This window comes from Kribbella qitaiheensis (genome assembly GCF_042657745.1).
GTDB classification, from domain to species: domain Bacteria; phylum Actinomycetota; class Actinomycetes; order Propionibacteriales; family Kribbellaceae; genus Kribbella; species Kribbella qitaiheensis.
On record NZ_JBHSKE010000006.1, the window covers coordinates 635,607 to 656,932 of the forward strand.

General features: G+C 67.7%; 22 protein-coding genes and 2 tRNA genes. 11 read left to right on the top strand and 13 right to left on the bottom strand.

Annotated features, from left to right (window positions below; genetic code table 11):
• The first annotated feature begins 10 nt into the window (after positions 1 to 10).
• From ACFPJ1_RS07570 to ACFPJ1_RS07585, 4 genes are all read left to right on the top strand, one after another.
• Positions 11 to 1,483 (top strand): rhamnulokinase, encoded by a 1,473-nt coding sequence (locus tag ACFPJ1_RS07570; protein WP_380102344.1) that lies wholly within the window; start codon positions 11 to 13, stop codon positions 1,481 to 1,483.
• Positions 1,480 to 1,737, top strand: coding sequence for a LuxR C-terminal-related transcriptional regulator (locus tag ACFPJ1_RS07575; protein WP_380102346.1), 258 nt, complete (start codon positions 1,480 to 1,482; stop codon positions 1,735 to 1,737). The genes ACFPJ1_RS07570 and ACFPJ1_RS07575 overlap by 4 nt, the downstream gene beginning before the upstream one ends.
• 160 nt (positions 1,738 to 1,897) lie before the next feature.
• The gene (locus ACFPJ1_RS07580; protein ID WP_380102347.1) at positions 1,898 to 2,185 is read left to right on the top strand and encodes a glycoside hydrolase family 78 protein; all 288 of its coding nucleotides are present in this window, start codon (positions 1,898 to 1,900) and stop codon (positions 2,183 to 2,185) included.
• A gap of 303 nt (positions 2,186 to 2,488) precedes the next feature.
• Positions 2,489 to 2,767 carry a hypothetical protein gene (locus ACFPJ1_RS07585; RefSeq protein ID WP_380102349.1) on the top strand — a complete coding sequence of 93 codons (279 nt, stop codon included), beginning with the start codon at positions 2,489 to 2,491 and terminating at the stop codon, positions 2,765 to 2,767.
• A gap of 12 nt (positions 2,768 to 2,779) precedes the next feature.
• Here ACFPJ1_RS07585 and ilvA read toward each other — a convergent pair whose 3' ends face one another.
• A complete protein-coding gene (ilvA, locus tag ACFPJ1_RS07590) occupies positions 2,780 to 4,051 on the bottom strand; it encodes a threonine ammonia-lyase IlvA (RefSeq protein ID WP_380102350.1) in 1,272 nt (423 codons plus the stop codon).
• A 231-nt stretch (positions 4,052 to 4,282) separates the two neighbouring features.
• On the opposite strand from ilvA, the gene ACFPJ1_RS07595 reads away from it, so the two are divergent.
• A complete protein-coding gene (locus ACFPJ1_RS07595) occupies positions 4,283 to 5,149 on the top strand; it encodes an HIRAN domain-containing protein (protein ID WP_380102351.1) in 867 nt (288 codons plus the stop codon).
• A gap of 77 nt (positions 5,150 to 5,226) precedes the next feature.
• Here the strand turns inward: ACFPJ1_RS07595 and ACFPJ1_RS07600 are convergent, their stop codons facing one another.
• The 3 genes from ACFPJ1_RS07600 to ACFPJ1_RS07610 form a co-directional block, all read right to left on the bottom strand.
• Entirely contained in the window at positions 5,227 to 6,186 is a 960-nt protein-coding gene (locus ACFPJ1_RS07600; RefSeq protein WP_380102352.1) for an acetylxylan esterase, read from the bottom strand.
• 50 nt (positions 6,187 to 6,236) lie between these two features.
• A complete protein-coding gene (locus ACFPJ1_RS07605; RefSeq protein WP_380102353.1) occupies positions 6,237 to 6,695 on the bottom strand; it encodes a hypothetical protein in 459 nt (152 codons plus the stop codon).
• A gap of 125 nt (positions 6,696 to 6,820) precedes the next feature.
• The gene (locus ACFPJ1_RS07610) at positions 6,821 to 8,302 is read right to left on the bottom strand and encodes an LCP family protein (RefSeq protein WP_380102354.1); all 1,482 of its coding nucleotides are present in this window, start codon (positions 8,300 to 8,302) and stop codon (positions 6,821 to 6,823) included.
• Positions 8,303 to 8,644: 342 nt separating this feature from the next.
• On the opposite strand from ACFPJ1_RS07610, the gene ACFPJ1_RS07615 reads away from it, so the two are divergent.
• Positions 8,645 to 8,734, top strand: a tRNA-Ser gene (locus ACFPJ1_RS07615).
• A gap of 132 nt (positions 8,735 to 8,866) precedes the next feature.
• Here ACFPJ1_RS07615 and ACFPJ1_RS07620 read toward each other — a convergent pair.
• Entirely contained in the window at positions 8,867 to 9,760 is an 894-nt protein-coding gene (locus tag ACFPJ1_RS07620) for an LLM class flavin-dependent oxidoreductase (protein WP_380102355.1), read from the bottom strand.
• A 194-nt stretch (positions 9,761 to 9,954) separates the two neighbouring features.
• Between ACFPJ1_RS07620 and ACFPJ1_RS07625 the strand changes: the two genes are divergently transcribed.
• Positions 9,955 to 10,179 (top strand): hypothetical protein, encoded by a 225-nt coding sequence (locus ACFPJ1_RS07625; RefSeq protein ID WP_380102356.1) that lies wholly within the window; start codon positions 9,955 to 9,957, stop codon positions 10,177 to 10,179.
• Positions 10,180 to 10,386: 207 nt separating this feature from the next.
• Here ACFPJ1_RS07625 and ACFPJ1_RS07630 read toward each other — a convergent pair whose 3' ends face one another.
• From ACFPJ1_RS07630 to ACFPJ1_RS07650, 5 genes are all read right to left on the bottom strand, one after another.
• Positions 10,387 to 11,118 carry a CYTH domain-containing protein gene (locus tag ACFPJ1_RS07630; protein ID WP_380102358.1) on the bottom strand — a complete coding sequence of 244 codons (732 nt, stop codon included), beginning with the start codon at positions 11,116 to 11,118 and terminating at the stop codon, positions 10,387 to 10,389.
• A 322-nt stretch (positions 11,119 to 11,440) separates the two neighbouring features.
• Positions 11,441 to 13,333: a phosphoenolpyruvate carboxykinase (GTP) gene (locus ACFPJ1_RS07635; protein WP_380102359.1), complete on the bottom strand. Its 1,893-nt coding sequence runs from the start codon at positions 13,331 to 13,333 to the stop codon at positions 11,441 to 11,443.
• Positions 13,334 to 13,672: 339 nt separating this feature from the next.
• Positions 13,673 to 14,857, bottom strand: coding sequence for a hypothetical protein (locus ACFPJ1_RS07640; RefSeq protein WP_380102360.1), 1,185 nt, complete (start codon positions 14,855 to 14,857; stop codon positions 13,673 to 13,675).
• Positions 14,854 to 15,432, bottom strand: a complete 579-nt coding sequence (locus ACFPJ1_RS07645; protein ID WP_380102361.1) for a hypothetical protein — start codon at positions 15,430 to 15,432, stop codon at positions 14,854 to 14,856. Before ACFPJ1_RS07645 ends, ACFPJ1_RS07640 begins: the two co-directional genes overlap by 4 nt.
• A gap of 224 nt (positions 15,433 to 15,656) precedes the next feature.
• The gene (locus tag ACFPJ1_RS07650; protein WP_380102362.1) at positions 15,657 to 15,929 is read right to left on the bottom strand and encodes an Mce/MlaD family protein; all 273 of its coding nucleotides are present in this window, start codon (positions 15,927 to 15,929) and stop codon (positions 15,657 to 15,659) included.
• A gap of 176 nt (positions 15,930 to 16,105) precedes the next feature.
• Here ACFPJ1_RS07650 and ACFPJ1_RS07655 point away from each other — a divergent pair.
• Positions 16,106 to 16,181 (top strand) — tRNA-Arg (locus ACFPJ1_RS07655).
• Positions 16,182 to 16,469: 288 nt separating this feature from the next.
• Positions 16,470 to 17,366, top strand: a complete 897-nt coding sequence (locus ACFPJ1_RS07660) for an alpha/beta fold hydrolase (RefSeq protein ID WP_380102363.1) — start codon at positions 16,470 to 16,472, stop codon at positions 17,364 to 17,366.
• A gap of 132 nt (positions 17,367 to 17,498) precedes the next feature.
• Here the strand turns inward: ACFPJ1_RS07660 and ACFPJ1_RS07665 are convergent, their stop codons facing one another.
• Both ACFPJ1_RS07665 and ACFPJ1_RS07670 read right to left on the bottom strand, forming a co-directional pair.
• Positions 17,499 to 18,245, bottom strand: a complete 747-nt coding sequence (locus ACFPJ1_RS07665) for a methyltransferase family protein (protein WP_380102364.1) — start codon at positions 18,243 to 18,245, stop codon at positions 17,499 to 17,501.
• A gap of 48 nt (positions 18,246 to 18,293) precedes the next feature.
• A complete protein-coding gene (locus tag ACFPJ1_RS07670) occupies positions 18,294 to 19,325 on the bottom strand; it encodes an alpha/beta fold hydrolase (RefSeq protein WP_380102365.1) in 1,032 nt (343 codons plus the stop codon).
• A gap of 204 nt (positions 19,326 to 19,529) precedes the next feature.
• On the opposite strand from ACFPJ1_RS07670, the gene ACFPJ1_RS07675 reads away from it, so the two are divergent.
• Together ACFPJ1_RS07675 and ACFPJ1_RS07680 are read left to right on the top strand one after the other, a co-directional pair.
• Positions 19,530 to 19,898, top strand: a complete 369-nt coding sequence (locus ACFPJ1_RS07675; protein WP_380102366.1) for a DUF4440 domain-containing protein — start codon at positions 19,530 to 19,532, stop codon at positions 19,896 to 19,898.
• Complete coding sequence (locus ACFPJ1_RS07680; RefSeq protein WP_380102380.1) at positions 19,834 to 20,160, top strand: hypothetical protein; 327 nt, start codon at positions 19,834 to 19,836, stop codon at positions 20,158 to 20,160. Before ACFPJ1_RS07675 ends, ACFPJ1_RS07680 begins: the two co-directional genes overlap by 65 nt.
• A gap of 579 nt (positions 20,161 to 20,739) precedes the next feature.
• Here the strand turns inward: ACFPJ1_RS07680 and ACFPJ1_RS07685 are convergent.
• Positions 20,740 to 21,303, bottom strand: a complete 564-nt coding sequence (locus tag ACFPJ1_RS07685) for a dihydrofolate reductase family protein (protein WP_380102378.1) — start codon at positions 21,301 to 21,303, stop codon at positions 20,740 to 20,742.
• Positions 21,304 to 21,326: the final 23 nt, after the last annotated feature.

Sequence of the window (21,326 nt, forward strand, 5' to 3'; positions counted from 1 at the left end):
GGAGAGGCAGGTGACTCTGAGACTGGCTGCGGTGGACCTGGGCGCTTCGAGCGGCCGGGTGATGCTCGGCCGCGTCGGCCCGGACCAGCTGGAGCTGACAGAGGTCCACCGCTTCTGGAACGGCCCGGTCCGTCTAGGCGAAACCCTGCACTGGGACGTGCTCCACCTCTACCGCGAGATGCTGGTCGGTCTCCGGAAGGCGGCTGCCGTCGCGGAGGCGGGCGGCGCCGCGGGTGGCCTGGACGGGGTCGGGATCGACTCTTGGGCGGTCGACTACGGATTGCTCGACGGTGCCGGCAGGCTGCTCGGGAATCCCGTGCACTATCGGGATTCCCGGACTGACGGCGTGATGGATCGGGTGTTGCGGACGATCCCCGCCGACGAGCTGTACGCCGTGACCGGACTGCAGCAGCTTCCGTTCAACACGATCTACCAGTTGGCGGCGGAGAGGTCTCTGGAGCAGGCGGAGACGCTGCTGATGATCCCGGACCTGCTGGCCTACTGGCTGACCGGCAAGCTCAGCGGGGAGGCGACGAACGCCTCGACCACCCAGCTGCACGACGTCCGCGCGCACGGCTGGAGTGAGACACTCGCCGCGCGGGCCGGAGTACCGGTGAGGTTGTTGCCGGCGCTGCGGGAAGCCGGGGAAGTGATCGGGCCACTGCTGCCCGCGGTGGCCGAGGAGACCGGGCTGGATCCAGCGACTCCCGTGATCGCGGTGGGTTCGCACGACACCGCGTCGTCGGTGGTAGCCGTGCCTGCGGCCGAGGGGGAGCGGTTCGCCTACATCTCCTCGGGGACCTGGTCGCTGGCCGGGCTGGAACTGGACGAACCGATCCTCAGCGAAGAAGCGCAGCAGGCGAACTTCACCAACGAAGGCGGCGTCGACGGCCGGATCAGGTTCCTCAAGAACGTGATGGGCCTGTGGATCCTGCAGGAGTGCCTGCGGGTCTGGGGCACCGACGATCTGCCTGGGCTGCTGGGCGAGGCCGCCGCCGCGCCGGCGTACGCAGTACTGATCGATCCGGACGATCCGAGTTTCCTTGCCCCAGGCAACATGCCTGTCCGGATCGCGGAGTTCTGTGCGAGGTCCGGGCAGGAGTCGCCGCGATCGAAGGCGGCCACCGTCCGGTGCATCCTCGAGAGCCTGGCGCTCGCGTACCGCCGCACGCTCCGGCTGGCGCAGACTGTGGCCGGCCGCGAGATCGACGTGGTGCACGTGATCGGCGGCGGTTCCCAAAACGAACTGCTCTGCCAACTGACCGCTGACGCCTGCGGCCTGCCAGTTCTCGCCGGACCGGTGGAGGCGTCCGCCCTGGGCAACGTGCTCGTCCAGGCACGCGCCTTGGGCGCTCCGCTGCCTGACCTGACCGCGATGCGCGCGCTGGTGCGCGCGACCCACGAACTGCGGCGCTACGAGCCGCAGGGCAAACCGGCCGACTGGGACGCCGCCGAGTCCCGGGTGTTCGGAGGTTCCGGATGACCGTCCTTCACAACGAGACCCTGCCCAGAGCGCGGTGGGCCCCACACGGTGAGACCCGCCACCGCGAGATCAGCCACGACGACCTCCAACTCCTCCGGCTGCTCGCGACCGGCCTGCCGGTCGAGTCGGTAGCGCGACGGCTCGACCTCTCCGAGCGGACCGTGCGCCGCCGGACCCGCGCCGCCTGCGACCGCCTCGGCTTCGGCACCGCGATGGAAGCCATCGTCTGGGCCGCCCGCCGCGGCCTCCTCTGACGCCCACCGACCCCGCCGCGCGCACGGAGCCCGTCCACCCTGGGCGCGCACCGACACCGTTCCCACTGACTCGCGTCCCACCGACCCCCTCCCTCGAAGTACGACACATCCCCTGTTCTCCCCCTGCAGATCCGCCCGTCTCTGTGAGGAGTCCGCCCCGATGTCGCTTCGCTCCCGCCTGACCTGCCTGCTGGCAGCGGTCCTGCTCCTAACCCCGCTGCTGCCTGCCAGCGCGGCACCCCCTGCTCACCCACGATCCCCCGTGCCCCAGAACCTGAAGACGAACAACCTCACCAACCCCCTCGGTATCGCTGCCGGCGCGCCCCGCCTGAGCTGGCAGCTCGACGGCAGCCGCCGCGGCACCACCCAGACCCGCTACGAAATCCACGTCGCCTCGACCGCGCCGAAGACACCGACGTCGTCGACGAAGGCTCGACCGTCGCCCTGACAGTTGCCTCCGGCACCTATAAGTTCACGGTGGCGCCCGCCCCGATCGGCCTGACCTCGGCCATGGCCACCCCAGCCTCAGGCGAACCCGGTACGACGACCACCGTGGCCGCCGCGGTCCGGAACCGCTCGGCCGCTCCCGTGACCGGGCGACTCGAGGTGGACGTGCCGGCGGGATGGATCACGCCTGCTCCGTCGAACCCCGTAACGCTGGCGCCCGGTGGAGAGACCTCGCTCAGCGTTCCGGTCGCAGTACCGGTGGCTGGGAACGCGGCGCCGGTCGGGCTGACGGCGAGGTTCGTCGATGGGAGCGAGGATCCGGTTTCTGCAACCGTTCGTCCTGCGGCTGGTGGAGACGTACGACAAGACGCAGGTGAAGGACTACGAGGTCAAGGTCAACGGGACGGTCGTCCAGCACCGGGTGATGAACAAGTCGGGCGCCGGGCTGGAGACCTACCAGTTCGTGGTCGACGATCCGGCGTTGCTGACCGGTGAGACCGTGCGGATCCGGGTCCAGCACAACGCGACTGCTTCCGGCTATGACCCTTCCATCGCTGACGTCTGGTCCCTACCGACGCCCTGATCATCCAAGAGGTCAGATCAGGTAGCGGAACTCGGCGGAGTCGGGCTTGATCCGTTCGATGTCCAGCGGCGCGGCGTCCATCCGTTCCAAGAGGAGGGAAATGTCGCCGGGCCGGCCGATCTCGATGCCGACCAGCGCGACACCCGTCTCGCGGTTGTTGCGCTTCACGTACTCGAACAGGGTGATGTCGTCGTCCGGGCCGAGCACTCCGTCGAGGAACTGCCGGAGCGCGCCCGGCTCCTGGGGGAAGGTCACCAGGAAGTAGTGCTTCAGGCCCTCGTGTACCAGCGAGCGTTCAAGAATCTCGCCATAGCGGCTGACATCGTTGTTGCCACCGGACAGCAAACAGACGACCGTGTCACCGGGCCTCACCTCGACGGCGTTGCCCAGAGCCGCGGCAGACAAGGCTCCTGCGGGCTCGGCGATCAACCCGTCGGTCTGGTAGAGCTCCAGCATCTCGGAGCACACCAGGCCCTCGGGCACCGACGTCATCTCCACACCCGCCGCCGAGACCAACGGCAACGTCACGTCGCCCACCCGCCGAACCGCGGCGCCATCGACAAAGCTGTCCAGGTGCGGCAAGGTCACCGGTTCTCCTGCTGCCAAAGCCGCGGCCATGCTCGCCGCACCGCCAGGCTCGACTCCGACAACCCGCACGCCGGGGTGGCGCTCCGCCAGCCAGGTCGCAACGCCCGCGATCAACCCGCCGCCACCAACGGGAACCACCAGTACGTCGGGCGCGTGGCCGAGCTGATCCACCAGTTCGACCGCGAGAGTCCCTTGTCCTGCAACGGTTCGGGGATCGTCGAAGGCGGGAACAAGCGTCGCGCCGGTCTCGGTCGCCTCGGCGAGAGCGGCCGCGGCGGCATCGTCGTACGAGTCGCCGGTGATGATCACCTCGACCTGGCTGCCGCCGAGCGCGGCGATCCGGTCCCGCTTCTGCCGCGGTGTCGTCCTGGGCACGTAGACGCGGCCGTGCACATCGAGGATGTGGCACGAGTACGCGAGGCCCTGGCCGTGATTGCCTGCGCTGGCACAGATGACGCCTGCCTTCTTCGCCTTGTCGTCCAGCTGGGCGATCAGGTTGTAGGCGCCGCGAAGCTTGTAGGAGCGGCCGATCTGCAGGTCTTCCCGCTTCAGCCAGACATCGGCGCCGGTGCGTGCGGAGAGTCGCAGGTTGCGTTGCAACGGGGTGCGCACCGCGACCCCGTCCAAACGCTTGACCGCGTCCTCGATCCGCTCCGCGTCGACGGTGTAACGAGCGACTGAATCACTGCCCTGCATGGCGTTCCTTCCCGTGCATCTGCACGATCTCCAACGATTTGCTCGCAGCACAAGACACGCTACGTCCAGAGTCCGGACCGACGGGACACCGTTCCACAACAGGTCATGGTTCCATGCGTGAAACAGCTATGGTTGGGGCAGTCTAGTTCTCATACGCTCACTCGGTGTAACGGCCAGGGTCCTGGACGGGATGAGCCGAGTAAACCGGTCAACGGGGACTGGAGGGCACAGATGGAATCGATTCCGTTCAGTCTGTGGGGAGATGCCTTGTGGTGTGGTCAGGAGGTCGTGCGGGAGGCTCCGCACGAGCAGGCGATCCGTCGGCTCTTTCCTGATCCCATCCCGGCTCGAGGCGCAGACCTGGACACCACTGCGGAGCTCGTCCCGGAACCGCAGAACCGCTTCGACCCGCGCTCGATTGCCGTTCGGGTGCAGGGCAAGGTGGTCGGCTACCTGCCGAGGGACGACGCGCACCGGTACCAGCCGGTGTTGTCAGAACTGGTGGCACAGGGCCTGCAACCGCAGGTGCCTTGCCACTTGTGGGTCAGTGAATGGGAACCGGCGGACTGGGAAGGCAAGGGCGACCAGGGCACCGAGTTCCACGCCAGCGTGGCAGTAGCGCTGGGCCAGCCGCACATGCTGGTCCCGGTCAACCTGCCACCGCCGGGCAGCTATCACCTGCTCCCGCCCGGCAGCGGGATCGTGGTGCCCGGCGGCGAGGTGCATCCGGACGTGCTGGCGCCGTTCTTCCGGCCGCAAGGCGAGTGCTGGGCCTACGGGACCATGCACGCGGTCGAGGAGGAGGACGGGTTCTCCGAGAGACCTCGGATGGTGGTGGAGGTCAGGCTGGACGACGACTCGGTCGGCCGGCTCAGCCCCCGCCTCAGTGCCGAGTTCCTGCCGGCGATTCACTACCTCGCGGACATGCGAGCCGAGACAGCCGCCAGGGTCGCCGTGCGAGGGGACCGCACAGCATCGGAGGTGGTGCTGTACGCGGCTCGGAGTCACGACCTGCCGGCCACCTGGCCGGACGGTCTGACCCGGTCACCAGTGGCGTCTCCACCCTGGCACTACTGGGTCGGCAAGGAAGCGAACTGAGGAATCCCGAGGCGGCCGCGCAGTACTCACCAATCATCAGGTGGTGGCGGGTACTGCGGGGCTACCGAAGGGGTTGTCTACAGCTTCTGACTCAGTGACTGGAAGATCTCGTCGAAGGCGCCCGGCAGGTCGTCGTGACCGAAGTCCGGGTACACGCGGAGCTGCTTGGCCGTGGTCAGTTTGTTGTAGGCCGCGTACTGCGTCGACGGCGGGCAGACCTGATCCTCGAGGCCGACGTACAGCGTCACCTCGGCCTGGATCCGCGGCGCGAGGTTCTGCAGGTCGATGTAGCCGAGGGTGGTGAACACCTCCTGCTCGCGCAGGTGCAGGGGGTCGCGCTTTTTGAACCAGGTGGTGATCTCGTCGTACGGCCCCCTCTCCAGGTTGAGCTCCCACGCGCGCTGGTAGTCGGTCAGGAACGGGTACACGCTCGCCGTGTACTTGATCCCCGGGGTGAGCGCGGCGCACACCAGGCTTAGCCCACCGCCCTGGCTCCAGCCGGTGGTGCCGATCCGGGTGGCGTCCACGTCGGGCAGGCCACCGATGATGTCCGCGAGCCGCCGGGTGTCCAGGAACACGTGCCGGTACAGCAGGCTCTCCGGGCCGCCGTCGAGTCCTTCGACGAGGTGGTTGCGCAGCGAGAAGCTGTTGGCCTGCTGTGACTCCGTCCGGAACGCGACCTGCTCGCGGACATCCAGCGCGGCCACGGTGAACCCGCGGGCGGCGTACGGCAGCAGGTCGACCCACTTCGGCTGCTCACCGCCGTACCCGTGGAACATGAGTACCGCGGGGCCTTCGGCCAGGTGCGGGCGGATCACCTTGGCGTGCACGCGGTAGCCGCCGGTGCCGGTGAAGTAGAGGTGCTCGGTCCGTGCGAACGGCAACGGGAAGTCCGTCGCCTCGGTGAACTCGGTCTCCGGGTCGGTTGCGGCCAGTTCCGCCAGCGCCTTCTCCCAGAACTGGTCGAAATCCGCGGGCCGGGGGTTCGTCCCCTGGTAGGCGAGCAGTTCCTCGGACGACATCTCGAACGACAACACGGTCTTCGGGCTCCCTTGTCAGTTCACATTGTCAGCTCAAACGAATGAGCTCATTCTGCGCGGTCGTCCGGCTCACCGGCAGTCCCGTCCCAGATGGTGTAACCGTGGGCCTTGTTGAGCCGCTCGCGCAGCTCCGTCTCGAGCCTGCCGACCTGCGCCGGGGCAAGCCAGCGCAGCGGGACCAGGACCGAGTGATCGGGCTGCTTCGTCCGCAGCACGAGCGCCTCGCCCTGGGTGGTGCCGACCCGGCCCACCTCGGTGATGTCGGTCCAGGAGGTCCGCAGTCCGCGTACGTCGACCTGGTCGTCGCCCAACTTCAGCAGCACCGGCGGCCGGAGCAGGATCCACAGTCCGGCGAGCACGATCAGCCCGCCCAGGGTGACGAACACCGCCACCGCGGCAGCCGGCGCCCCGAATGCCCAAAGCACCGCCGCCACGCCAAGGATGATCAACCCAGCGGCCGGGATCCCCAGGAACCGCCCGGGCCGCATCCGGTACGTCGTACGCATCGGGCAAGGATCTCATCGGCGCCATAGCCCGGCCGACCCCGGGGCGTGGGATCACTCACACTCCGGCGACAGCTTCCTGCCGTGTACTGCGAACCGCCCCCGCCGCGGGCTGTTCGCAGTACGGGTCAGTTGCCGGTCTGGGACGGGTCGTAGGCGCAGGCGTCGTTCAGGTTCTGCGGGGTGCCGGCCTCGGGCTTGGATGGGGTGGAGGTCTGCTTGCCCGGCTTCTTGGTCGACGTGCTGGACGGCGCCTTGGACGGCGTCGAGGCGACCGGCTTCGTCTTCGGCTCGATCGCCTTCTGCACGATCTCGCGCATCGCCTCGTAGTCGGGGTTCTTGCCGGTCGGGAAGTTCTTGCTCTTGTCCAGGTCGACGTTGGAGACGCTGGCGTTCTTCACCTTCAGGCCGAGGTCGATGAACGCCGGCAGGATCTCCTGCGGGATGTCGGTGCGCAGCAACTGCTTGCTGGCCGAGGCGATCGCCTGGTACTTCGTCACCAGGGTCTTGGGGTTCGCGCTGTTCACGATCGCGTGGATCGTGCAGCGCTGCCGCTCCTGCCGGGACGGGTCGCTCAGGCCGTAGCGGCCGCGGGCGAACCAGAGCGCGTCGTGCCCGTTCAGCTTCTGGTTCGGGCCGGGCTCCAGGTACCCGGACGGCTTGCGCTCGCTGTTGGACCCCGGGCCCTCGCCGTAGTCGCCGCCGATCGGGACCTTGTAGTTGATGTTGACGGTGATCCCGCCGAGCGCGTCGACGATCTGCTCGAAGCCCTTGAGGTTGACCTGCATGTAGTAGTCGATGTCGAGGCCCATCGCCTCGCCCACCGACACCTTCATCACGTCCGCGCCCTCGTTGTCGGACGGCCCTAGGATGTGCGGGTACTTCTTCGGGATGTTGTCGTACATCGAGTCCAGGTAGAACTCCGGCTGCTCGACGTTGCCGAGGCTCGGATCCCAGTAGCCGTCCGGGAACTTCTTGTGCAGCGGGGAGTCCTCGGGGAACGGCATCCGCATGAAGTTCCGGCTCAGCGAGATCAGCGAGGTGTCGCCGGTCTTGGTGTCGATGCTGGCCACGATCACCGTGTCGGTGCGGGTGCCCTCGCGACCGACGCCGTCGTCCGCGCCGAGGAGCAGCAGGTTCAGCCGGGGGGTGTCCGCCCACGGGTCCTTCTTGTCCTCGACCTTGGGCCTGGTGGCGCTCTTGGAGTTGCCCTCCGACTGGAACACGCTGCCGACCAGGTCGCGCTGCGCCATCACGGTCTGCGCGGCGACGGTGGTCGGTACGGCGATGCCGAAGCACAGCAGCCCGACGAACATGGAGCCCGCCAGCCGGCCGGTCGCGGTCAGGCTGACCGGACGGATCAGCTTGTGCGAGGAGACGACGATGCAGATCCAGAAGAAGCCGAGCAGCACCACCCCGGAGGTGGCGATCAGCAACTGGCTCGGGTCCACCGCCAGGGCCAGGATCGAGTCACGCTTGGTCAGGCCGACGTAGGCACCGATCGCGAGCAACCCGACGCTCAGCGTCATGATGAACGCGCCGAGCTTGGCGCGGCCGCCGAGCACGAAGCCCAGGCCCGGGATCAGCGCGCTGAGCAGCGTCAGGCCCATCGCCTTCGACGTGGTTCTGGCTCGATGCGACCGGTGACGGGCTCGGCTGGCTCTAGGCGCGGACCTGCGTCCTGCTGCGCGAGTGCTCCGCGACATGGCTCCGTTCCCTGATCGACGACGTGACGGCGTGCCGGGCCGAGATGACGACCCTCGATTGTTCAGACGCCGGCACGGCCTCCTTGGTTGACGTTCATTCGATTCCTGACGCTACCGACCCCGTCGATTCGGCCAGATTACAGGGGTGCTGGTCGACACACCCAAGGCGACTGCCACCCGCTTTGCCCACGACCCACCTCTCCGGATAGTCTTGGCCGTCGTCGCGTCCCCACGGGGACCGTCGGAGGAGGCGTCGCCTAGTCCGGTCGATGGCGCCCGCCTGCTAAGCGGGTTGAGGGTAATCCCCTCTCGGGGGTTCAAATCCCCCCGCCTCCGCAGTACAGAGAGCCGCCAGCGCCAACGCGCAGGCGGCTCTCGCCGTTCTGCCGGTACTGCGCCCCCACGTGACTACCAGGCCGCCGCGAGCTGGTCAGGCGGCCGGCTCGCCTTCCAAGACCGACGTACGGGTTAGCTGGCGGCGAGGTGTTTGGCTTGGGCTAGGCGGTCTACTGAGCGTGGGGACATCGGCTCCATGCCGACGATCAGGTGTTCGACGCCGAGGGACTCGTAGTCCTTGAAGAGCATGGCGAGTTCGTCGACCGTGCCGGCGAAGGCGTGGTCGTCCGGTTCCGGGACCGCGGGCTGCTCGGGGTCGCGGACGCTGATGCCGACCGTCTTCGTCACCTCGTCCTCCGGCCGCCCTGCGGTCGCGAGCGCCGACTGCAGGTCGCGCAGCCGGCCTTTGAGCCGATCGTCGACGGCGCCGAACCACGCCGTGTTCCAGGAGTCGGCCCAGCGCGCGGTCAGGTCCAGCATCCGCGGCTGCCGGGCCGCCACCAGGATCGGGATCCGCCGGCGCGCGGGCGGCTCGAGCATCGCCTCGTGGACCTGGTGATACGTGCCGTCGAAGGTGACGGTCTCGCCGCGGACCATCCTCGCGACGATCTCCAGCCACTCCGCGAACCGGCCGACGCGGTGATCGGTCGGCAACCCGTTGGCCTCGTACTCCGGGTCGTGCCAGCCGGCGCCGACTCCGAGGATCAGCCGGCCGTCGGAGACCTGGTCGATCGTCGCCGCCATCTTCGCGACCAGCCCGGGGTCGCGGAACGACGCGCACAGCACCATCGTGCCGAGCTCCACCCGCTCCGTCACCGCGGCCACCGCGCTGAGCAGCGTCCACGCCTCGTGCATGCCGTACGTCGTACCGTCGGGGGCCCGGTAGAAGAAGTGGTCGGCGAGCCAGACCGAGTCGAGCCCGGCCTCCTCTGCCGACTCCGCTATCCGGCGAACGTCGGCCCATTCAGGCATCCGCCCGTCAGGTCCGTCCGAACCACCCACTGGAAGCATCACGCCAACCTTCATCAGGCCAACCTAGTGCCGGGAAACACCTGACGGGAGGTTCTTCGTAACGCTTCCGTGGCAACTTCGCGATGCGCAGAAGGCCGCGCGACCGGCTTCGGCCTGGGTAGTGTCGGGGACGCCCGGTTCCTCAGGCCGCGGTTCGGAGAACGGGGTGCCGGTTCTCTTCGAAGGCCTCACGAGAGGGTGTGGTGGTGATGACGGACTCGGCCGTCCGGCCAGAGCTGGACCTCCGATCGATCCTGGGACTGGAACTTCCCGCGCACGTCGACGCTCTGGTGCACGACGACTGGCGCTCCGCCTGGCTGATCGGCCGCCTGCACTGCGGCAACGGCTGGACAGCTCTGATCCAGTACACGGACCCCCCAGGCAACGAACAAACCCGCCGGGTCCCCTTCGACCAACTCAGTCACCACTACTGAGCGCACCAACGGCACGCGAGCGGCAGTCCATCAGCTCGTGAGCTGCAGTCGATCAACTCGCGAGCTCCGGACAGTTCAGCTGGCCCAAGGACCAACGCCGGTGATGCGATCGACGGTGATCCGGGTGACGTAACCGGCCGGCACGTGGTGCCAGCCCCCGCAGTACTGCGAAGCGCGCTGCACCTGCCTCGCCCTTCACGCTGGCCGTCACCGCGGACTGAGCTCGGTCAACCCATGGGCGAACAGTTGGAGCGTCGTCGCGGTCTTGGTCACGTCGTTGCCGTCGGTCGGCAGATGGTGCTTCGTGATGAACGTCCGCCATTCGGCCATCGCTGCGAAGGCCTTGGCAGACGGCACTCGCCGGGAGATTTCGAGGAGGCGCCGACCGCCGGGGTAACTCCAGAGATCCACGACAAGCGGATGGGGAAGGCCTGGGATCCGCTGCCGATCTCTCAGCGCCAGGACCAGGCCTAGTACGCCGAGGTCGTCGAGCGTGAGCCCGTCGGGTGCGTACTCATCGAAGAACCGACGTTGTTCAGTGGTGAAGACCCGGCTCCACCGCCGGGTGCCGCCGACAGCCTGTGCGATCGCGCCTTCCTGCGGCCGGCGCTTCAACGAAGCCGAGCAGACGAATCCGCCGGGCGTCACGTCGATCTCGACCTTGAAACCCGTCAGGTGCCGCAGGTCGGCGCTGAGCCGGTCAGGCGTGACGGGGCGCAGCTTGATGACCGAATCGTCCTTGCGGTCGTGGAACTGGCGGGCGCGGACGATCAGTCCGGCCTGGTGGAGGGTCAGGTCAGGCGTGTCGAGGTAGAAGACCTGTTGCGGTCGTGCCTTGCGCAGATCGATCCCCAGCGCGGCGACGGCCGGGCCGACTTGGCCGTCGATCAGGCAGATCTTGAGCTCGACGCTGTCGGCCGCGTCGACGAGGGATGGCAACAATGGAGACGAATCCAGCGCTGTCCTGCGTGCCGGATACGAGCTACGGCATCCGATGGGTCGCTGGTCGATTCGTCGAGAACGGGTGAACACCTCACGATCCAAGGCGTCGCCTGAACCGGGTTCAAGGGTCGCCGGTCGTTCCTTGCGATCCTCTATCAGGACTCGCGTCAGCTCTATCAAGACCCTCTCGAGGCGGGCCAGGCGAGCGGGCGGCAGGCGGACGCAGTACGGGAACAGCGAAGCGCCCCGGCTGGGCCGGGGCGCTTCGTTTGCAGTCCGACGGGCTGGCTTCCGGGTCAGCTGTCGGAGTACCGGAGGCTCAGCCCAGGCGCACCTTGAGGCCGTCGAGCTCGAGCTTGAGGGTGGCGGGGACCTTGTCGCCGAGCTTGGCGAACCACTCCTCGATCAGCGGGAGCTCGGCCTTCCACTCCTCGTCGTCCACGTTCAGCGCAACCTGCAGGGCCTCGACGCTGAGGTCCAGCCCGGTGACGTCGAGCGCGTCGGTGGTCGGCACGTACCCGATCGGGGTCTCGACCGCGGCCGCCTGACCCTCGAGGCGCTCGATCACCCACTTGAGCACGCGGCCGTTCTCGCTGAAGCCCGGCCAGACGAACTTGCCGGCCTCGTCCTTGCGGAACCAGTTCACGTAGAAGATCTTCGGCAGCTTGGCCGCGTCGTTGTCCTTGCCGACGGTCAGCCAGTGGTTCAGGTAGTCACCGGCGTTGTAGCCGAGGAACGGCAGCATCGCCATCGGGTCGCGCCGTACGACGCCCACCTCGCCGACCGCCGCGGCGGTCGTTTCGGACGACAGGGTCGCGCCCATGAAGACGCCGTGGTCCCAGTCCCGCGACTCGGTCACCAGCGGCACCGTGGTCGCGCGCCGGCCGCCGAAGATGATCGCCGAGATCGGTACGCCGTTCGGGTCCTCGTACTCGTCGGCGATGATCGGGCACTGCTTGATCGGGGTGCAGAACCGGCTGTTCGGGTGGGACGAGAGCTCGCCGGACTCCGGCGTCCACTCGCGGCCCTTCCAGTCGGTCAGGTGGTTCGGCGGGGTCTGCGAGTAGCCCTCCCACCAGACGTCGCCGTCGTCGGTCAGCGCCACGTTGGTGAAGACCGAGTTGCCCTTCTCGATCGTGCGCATCGCGTTCGGGTTGGTCTTCCAGCCGGTGCCGGGCGCGACGCCGAACAACCCGAACTCCGGGTTCACGGCGTACAGGCGGCCGTCCTCGCCGAAGCGCATCCAGGCGATGTCGTCGCCGAGCGTCTCGACCTCCCAGCCCTCCAGCGTCGGGTCGAGCATGGCGAGGTTGGTCTTGCCGCAGGCGCTCGGGAACGCGGCCGCGATGTAGTGGACCTTCTTCTCCGGCGAGATCAGCTTCAGGATCAGCATGTGCTCGGCCAGCCAGCCCTCGTCGCGGGCCATCGCCGAGGCGATCCGCAGTGAGTAGCACTTCTTGCCCAGCAGCGAGTTGCCGCCGTAGCCCGAGCCGTACGACCAGATGGTCCGCTCTTCGGGGAACTGCACGATGTACTTCTCGTCGTTGCAAGGCCACGGCACATCGGTCTGACCTGGCTCCAGCGGCGCGCCGACGGAGTGCAGACAGGGCACGAACTTCGCGTCGGTGCCCATCTTCGCCAGTACTTCGGACCCGGTGCGGGCCATGATCCGCATCGAGGCGACGACGTACGCCGAGTCGGTGATCTCGACCCCGAACATCGGCTTCTCCGCCGTCAGCGGGCCCATGCAGAACGGCACGACGTACAGCGTCCGGCCCTTCATCGAGCCCCGGTAGAGCTCCGTCATCAGGGCCTTCATCTCGGCCGGGGCCATCCAGTTGTTGGTCGGGCCGGCGTCGGCCTCGTCGACCGAACAGATGAAGGTGCGCTGCTCGACCCGGGCGACGTCGGACGGGTCGGTGCGGGCCCAGAAGGAGTTCGGCTTCTTCTCGTCGTTCAGCCGGACCAGCGTGCCGCCGGCGATCAGCTCGTCGGTGAGCACCTTGTACTCCGCGTCCGAGCCGTCCACCCAGTGGATCCGGTCGGGCTGGGTGAGCTCGGCGACCTCGGCGACCCAGGCCAGCAGGCCCGCGTGCTCGGTCGGCGCGTTGCTCAGGTCGAAGGTCGTGGGGGTGGTTGCTGCGGCCTCGGCGCTGAGGCCAGCCGTTGCGGATACGGATTCGGTATGGGCAGGGCTGGCGGTGGTCGTCATCGGCGGCTCATTCCCTCTCGCGATCGACCGACGGCTTGAACCCTCGACGTTGAGGGGGTACGACGTCGGCCGCCGGGGTCTCCGGCGGTTCGATTCAGCTGGCTGGCGGTGTGATCTGTCGCATACCAGTATGCCCAGTGGGCGTATACCAGTGTGCAAGTGGTACTAACCGTACGCGACTGCGGAGGGTGCTGAAAACCGTTCAGACGTGAGGCCCGTCACAGATTTCCGCTGACAAGGGCTTTCCCAGTAAAAAAGACCGGCCGCGCGGTGATCGCGCGGCCGGTCTCCGGTCTCAGCTGGTCTGGAAGCAACTTCTGTTGCTGATGAGGCTCCTGACTACTGCGTTTGGCGCCAGATGTCGTTGAGGACTTTCTGGACGGCGGGCTCCTCGCCGGTCAGGCCGGTCACGGTCACGCCGACGAGCCAGGATCGGCCGGCGCTGGTGTAGGTGTGCGTCATCGTCAGCGTGTACGGAGCCCCGTTGCGCACAGTCACCCAGGTCCGCGCGTCCTTCGCGGTCGCCGGAACCGGCGTCTTGAAGGCGGTCGTCCACTCCTTGTCGAACGCCGCTCGCTCGGCCAGGCACGCCGCCAGGTCCTTGCACGGATGGAGCGCGATCCGCGCGTCCAAGGTGGACTGGGTGGGGTTCTTCTCGGTCAGCACCCGCCGGTAGAGCATCGACGACGACTCGCCCAGGTCGACCGTGATCGGCGGCCGCGGCCAGCCGAACGCGAACGGCAACTCGAGGTTCTCGACCACCTGCACATCGGCTCCGCGCTCGTACGTCGCGCCGACCAGACCCACCGCCGGGACTGGTGGCGCATAGCCGGCGGTCTCGGCCTTCGGAACACCCGGCAGGAGCGCCGGCGAGGGGAGCGGACCCGGGCTCACGGGTGCGGCAGCGGGGCCTTCCACCGGCGGCTGCTCCTTGACGGCACTACCGATCGCGGCGCCCACGGAGTACAGGACGGTGAAGACGAGCAGCACGATGAGAATGACGACCAGATACGTCCACCGGCCGATCCTGTGCCGGACCTGCCTCGCCATCTCGATCTTGTTCATCGGAGCAGCCGCCGTCGCTGTGGTCTCCGGCGTTGGCGCGTACGACGGGACTTCGGCCGGTTGATCCGCCGGCGGCAGTGGCGCAGCGCCGTACTGGGACAACTGGCTCCGTACCGCGGCCAGCGACTCCTCGTCGTTCCCCAGAAGTCCGTCGAGTGGATCCAGCAGTCGTTCGGCGCCGGATTGGCCGGGGATCAGCTGGGTGATCGCGTACGGCCGCTCGGTGCTGAGGTTCGCCGCCCAGAGCGGGGTCTCCTGCTGGCCCGGTCGGAGCGCGGCGCCGCGGCTGGCCAGGTCGAGGCGGTCGCGGACCTGCGGATCAGCCGAGCCGGCCTCGCTCAGGACGAGGGCGACGACTTCCATGCCGGTGAACGAGCGGCCGCGCCAGATCTCCGCCAGCGGGTGGCCGAACAGTCGCTGGTCGAGTTCGAACCCGTTGATCTGCGGGGTGGGATTCACTTCGCCTCCCAGATCGCGCGCTCTGCCAGAACCAGTGCGGCCTGCTCGGCGACGCCCCCGTCGATCGGGTGGGCCGTGTAGTCCACCTGGACGATGATGTCGGCCCGCAGTACCAGCACCGAGATCCGCCAGCCCTGCCGGCTGAGGTCCCCCCGCTTGTCCAGCTTGGTCGGGAAGGGTCGGTCCTTGACCTCCTGCCAAGGCTTGCGCTGGAAGGTCTGCCGGGCCACGGTGGCCGGCGTGAACGGCGGTTGACCCGCGCCCGCGGCCTTGCCGGCGTACGGGGTGATGTTGATGGTCAGCGCCACGGAGGTGTGCGTGGGCTGGGTCTGCTCGTCCGCCTTGGCGCTGCAGTGGACGGTCGATGTGCCGGTCTGGACGAGGCCGGGTTTGGTGGCCTTGGGCAACAAGGTGGGGACGTCGCCGATTCGGGCGCAGAGATCCGCCGGTAGTTTGCGCGCGGGGAGGATGTCGTCCGGACTGACCGGTTCCCCCAGCGCGTATCCGATCCCGAGGCCCGCGATCGCGGCCACCCCGCACGCGATCGCAGTACCCCGAACCAGTCGACTCGCCATGCCCGCGACCTTAGCCACGCAGAGGTCCTCCCTTACCAATCAACGGTCACCCACGCGCGACCCGGCGCGTTGGACGTCACCCACCCGTTCTTGGTTCCGTGCTTTCCGGGAGGAACCGAGCTCCCAGCGACACCCGTCTCTGGCGCGGGCGTGCGCCGATGGCGAGCTCCTGGGAGCCCGGCGACTATCGCTGTGAAGCGGGCCCGGCTGCTCGCGCACTGGGTTCAGCTGATGAGCGTCTTCACGGAGCCGCCGGACTCGGACAGCTTCGTGCCGAGGTCGGCGAGCGCCTCGCCGACGTTCGCGAGGATGCCCGACAGGTTCTGCAGGTTGCCCGCGAGGCTCTCGATCTCCGACGCGACGTCACCGATCGTGCCGCTGCCGTCGTTCAGCCGCTTGAGGATCTTCTCGAAGTCGTCCGAGTTCGCCATCACGAACCCGACGGCCTTCTTCGCATCGTTGAGATCCCTACCGCCCAGCAAATCCCCGATATCCATCCCCGGATGCTATGGCCCACACCCCCTCCCCGACCCCTCTTTCCACCCCCACTCACCCCGGCGCGTCGGCCCTCCCACCGACGCCCCCTGAGCGCAGTACAGCCCTCTCAAACCGCACCAAACCCCCGATTGGCACCCAGCCCCCCAGCCCGTGTATCGTTACCCAACGTTGTCCGGCGCTCGTAGCTCAACGGATAGAGCATCTGACTACGGATCAGAAGGTTGGGGGTTCGAATCCCTCCGAGCGCGCCAGCAAAACCCCAGGTCACCAGGTGGATGACCTGGGGTTTCGCGTTGTCCGCGGCTGTTCTTGCAAACGCCTCTGCTAACACGACACGAACGGTGACGTGTCTGGCCCGTCGTCTTCGTCGTCCTGGACGTCGTCGACGTGGTCAGCCGCAGCCGCGAACACATCAGCGATTCCTGCCGCGTGGCGACGGATCACAGGCGCATACGCCCGGGTGCGATTGACGGATCTGCTGCGCCGCACGGCTCACGCAAGAGGCAGGATCGGCCATCATTGGGTCTATCTTCGATGCCATGGCGGATGAGGCTGGGAGTCGCCTGGTGAACCTTCCTGACGACCGAGCACTCCAAGTCTGGGAGGGCGGCAATCCGAACGGCGTGCCGATCGTGTTCCACCACGGCACACCTTCGGGGCGGCTTCAGGCTGTGCACGGCGCCGACGCGGCACGTCGGCAGAATGTACGGCTGGTCTCGTTCAATCGGCCAGGCTATGGGCGTTCGACCGACACCGCGCCCAGCCTCGCGTCCGTCGGTCTCGACACGCTCCTGGTGACCGAAGCCTTGGGCATTGACGCATTCGCCGTGCTGGGCGCGTCGGGTGGAGGTCCTTACGCCCTCGCCACGGGACTTGCTGACCAGGGAAGAGTTCGGGCGGTCGGGATCGTAGCCGGCATCGGGCCGTGGCGGCTGATAGAACCGCCAGACATTGAAGATCCCGACCTCCCATTGCTCGCGCTCACGGACACTGGGGACGTGTCCGGAGCATTGAAAGGCTTCCGAGCCCAGGGAGGCATCGCCTACAACAGAATGCTCAGGCTGTCTGACGAGGCAATGGTCGAGGAGTTCTTCCGAGGCGCACCCACGGCAGACACCAGATGGCTCGACGCAGAGGCCAAGCGACGCTGGGCCGCGGATCTCCGCGACGCCTTGCAGAGTTACGACGGGTATGCCCGCGACAACGTCGCTTGGGGCGGACACTGGGATATCGATCCCACACGCCTTGGGGTTCCGACTTGGCTCTGGTACGGAGAGCTGGACCGCATGGTGCCGCCGGCGCACGGCCACTGGCTCGCCGTGCGAATTCCCGACTCGACCGTTGTCATCCGATCCAGCAAGGGCCACGGCAGCACGATCTTCGAGTACTGGGACGACATGCTTGCCACGATGCGTGACCAGGTCTTGCGTCAGTAAGTGTGGCCGTCCCACGTCAGCTCGTACCTTGAGCGGCCGTCCTTCTGTGCTCACCAGGAGCCCCCGGGCGACAAGTTGCCCACGGCCACAGTGTCACTATGCCCGCGCCCAGATGAGAATCCCGGGCGCCCGTCAGGCTCTAGAGCCTCGCCGGATGGGAAGTCTGGGCACGAGGGCGGGGACGCGGGCGGCGTAGTCGTCGTAGGACGCTCCAAACGTGTTGCGGAGGTCGCGCTCCTCGAACATGACCCCAACGGCGATGTAGCCGGTCGCGGCGAGGGCGAAGAGAAGATGCGATGCGCCCATCCGTGGTGTCGCCCAGAAGGCCAGCACCAGCCCCGTCATCAACGGGTGCCGCACGACGGCGTGGAGGCCGCCGACATAGAGGGCAGAGGTGGGACCGGGGTCTCGAGCGGCCGCCCATCCGGCCTGCCGCAGCCCCATGAGTTCGAGGTGATCGATCGCGAACGTCGCGGTGATCGCCAGCGCCCAACCGGCAGCGAAGAGCGACCAGGCGATGACCGTGACCCGCCCCTCGGCGTGCCAGATCTGCCCACCCCAGGGTTGCCAGAGCACCAGCAGCAGCGCGAGGCAGATGTCTGTGGCGAGCACGTAGAAAGTGCGTTCGAGCGCCGTCGGGATCCGCCGACTCAGCCAAGACTTCACCTGACGACGAGCCATCACCGAGTGCTGGACGGCGAAGAGCAGCAGGAGCGCCAGGTCGATGGCGACCGCGCGAGCGGTGGTCGTGCGGTCGGGTCCGTCGACGGTCCTGGGGACGACCATGTCAGCGAGAAAGGCCATCGTCCACACGGTGATAGCGACGAACCCCAACCAGGCGGCGGCCGAGAGCAGGAGATGAGCAGGGCGTCGGGACATGTCTCCATGCTGCGGGGTGGCCGTCCCCGGCGCAGCCGTGGAATTACCTCACTTGTGTGGGTGTCGCGCGACGTACCAGGCTGCGACTTGGGAACGAGATCTGAACCCGAGCCGCAGCCGGATCCGCTCGAGGTGCGACTCGGCGGATCGTTCGGTGATGCCCAGACGGTCGGCCAACTGGCGGTTCGTGAGGCCGTCCGCCACGAGGGCCGCGACTTCTGTCTGGCGGGCGGTGAGTCCCGTGGGAACGTTCCTTCGTAGCCGTGGCAGTCCGAGGAAGCGTCGCACCTGTTCGACCAGCGACTCCACCTCCCCGATGGCAGGAAGGTGCGAGCGACCCACGAGCTCCACAAGCTGGGCACCCGGGATCGCGTCGGCGAGCACCCTGCTCTGGTCGAACGGAGCGGCTCGGTCTCCTCTCCGGTGCAGCACCAGCGTCGGCGCCTGCACCCGCGCGAGGCTCGGAAGCACGTCGAGGGCGTAAGCGAGACGCAACAAGGCGACCGCTGTCTCGGGCGAGGAGGCTGCGCGCTGGTAGCGGGCGAGCGCGAGGCGGGTGCCGGCATCAGCCTCGGGTGCGAAGAGATCGGTGAGCAGGTCTGATCCCAGACCCCAGTGAGAGGCAAGCAGCCCGAGCATGTGCCTCTTGCTGTCCTCGTCGCCGATGGCGTCACCGGTCGCCCAGCCGCCGTACAGCACCAGACGCGAAACCTTCTCCGGGTGATCGGCGGCCCACTGCGCGGCCACCGCCGCGCCAAGCGACCAGCCCAGGACCTCACAGCGGGTAACGCCGAGCGCCTCGGTCACCGCGGCGATCGTGGCAAGCTCGAGCGCCATCGTGCGAGGGCCGTCGTAGGCGTCCGAGAGGCCACAACCAGGGCGGTCGTAGCGCACCAGCGTGCGGCCCGACGACAGCGACTCGTGGAACATGCGCTCGGCAGGGATGGCCCATCCAAGCTCGAGATGACTGAGCCATCCCGGCGCGACCAGCAGGAACGGCCCGCTGCCTGTCAGGGCATAGGCCACCCGCCCGCCATCGACCAAGTGCGCCATCCCCAGGCGCTGGTCCTGCACAACCACGACACCAGTGAACAGCAGTGAGGTCGCGATTGGCGCAAGGGTCTTGGCCGGCACCGCCCCTACGGCAGCTCATCGGCATGTGCGCGAATCGCGGCTGATGAGTGCACGTTGGCCTTGGGCGGCCCGAGAATGCTCAACATGAATCAATCTGCCAAGGCGGAACTGCTTCAGCGCCTGGAGGCGTAGCGCGATCAGGACGAGCCGTTGGTCGAGGCCATCGGCGACACGCTCCAGGACGAGGTCTACACGATCAGCGACGTGCAGTGGATCTTCGCCTCACCCGATTGTGCCGTCGTGCGGTACCGATTCCGTTGGGTGGGCTACACCAACGGCGAGCGGCGCGAGGGGCAAGGACGAGGCACGAACGCAATGACCAAGCGCAACGGCCGCTGGCAAATGATCCACGAGCACCTGAGTGGGTTGGGGGTCTCTTCTGATGGATCGTCCGCCGAGTCGTTGGGGTTCGCCCGAGGTATTTCGCAGGCTCGTGTGTCGGGCGGGCCTGACGATGGAGTCGTTGACCGCGGCGACGGCGTGGACGCTGTTCGGCTCGTTCAGCGGGATCGAGTTTGATGTGCCGCGGGAGCCGGAGTCCGATGGGCTTCTGTACCAGTTCGGGGTCCATGACTTCTCCGGCGAGTCGCGCTTCCACTTCGATCTCACCAGGCAGTTCGGCTTGCGTGACTCCGATGAGTATCTGCAGTTCCACTGCGATCTCCGGTACCTGCCGGCGCCTCCGCTTCGGGCGCTGGGATCACACTCGGAGTGGTGGTTCCCCGGCGACGGGAGAGAGTTGCCGGAGTGGGTCGACGTGGTCAACCAGCATCCGGAATGATCGTCTTGGAGTCGGCGCGACCGACGACAGTCGAGGTCTACTGCGACGAGACCTGACGTGGTCGGTCGGCCGTGGGGCCAGTTGCCGAGTTTGGCTCTTGTGGATCAAGGCGCGGCGCGAGCGCCGCGCCTCCGCGCACGTCCTTGCGGGCGGCGCGGGGCGCCGTCCTCGGACCGCGCGGCCACTCGCTAGCGGCCTGATCCTGAGAGCCACGGCAACCACGCCCACCAGCCAAGAGCGCCCGTCGCAGATCACACGACACCGCACCACGGCATATACCGGTGGAACCCCTCACCCGATGCCAGGGAGTGTGCGCCGAGCCACCGTCGGCTTCCAGGGGCGGCAAGATCGTTTCGGCCGCCACCTCACCCGTCCACCGGACCGTTCCACTCGCGCAAGGACTCCCGGCGCCGAAAACATCTTGCCGCTGATCCCTGGACCCCGCCGCGGTCTCGACTGGTATCGGCATCTATCGGGTGAGGGCGAGGAGTGGCGAGCCCTGCCTTGTCGCAGCGAACAGCTCGACCTTGCTCCGGGGCATGCTGCCACTCCCTCAGACAAGCAGCAAGGGAATCGCGCTCAACGCCTCGTCTCGTACCTGGTCAGGACCACGCCGCCGGGAAACGTTCGCGTCTCCACCAGGTTCAGGTTCACCCAGCTGTCCAGCGCGGTGTAGAACGGTGTGCCGCCGCCCACCAGCACCGGATGGGTGACGATCTCGTACTCGTCGACCAGCCCGGCCCGCATGGCCGCCCCAGCGAGCGTGGCGCCACCGACCCTCATCGGCTCGCCGTCGTCGGCCTTGAGTCGGGTGATCTCCGCTACGGCGTCGCCGGTGACCAGGCGGGTGTTCCGGTCGACCTTGTCGATCGTCGAGGAGAACACCACCTTTGGCGTGTCCCGCCAGTTCCGCGCGAACTCGATCTGCGCCGGGGTGGCGTCGGGCTGCTGGTCGCCGGTCGGCCAGTGGGAACTCATCGCCTCCCACAGCTTGCGCCCGTACATCAACAGCCCGATCGCCAACTCCTGGTCGAGCCACCACTGAAACAGCTCGTCGCTAGGCCTGCCCCAGCCGATGTCGTCGCCGGGCGCGGCGATGTAGCCGTCCAGGGTCAGGTTCATGCCGTAGATCAGTTTCCGCATGGCGCCATGCCTTTCTGTCCAAG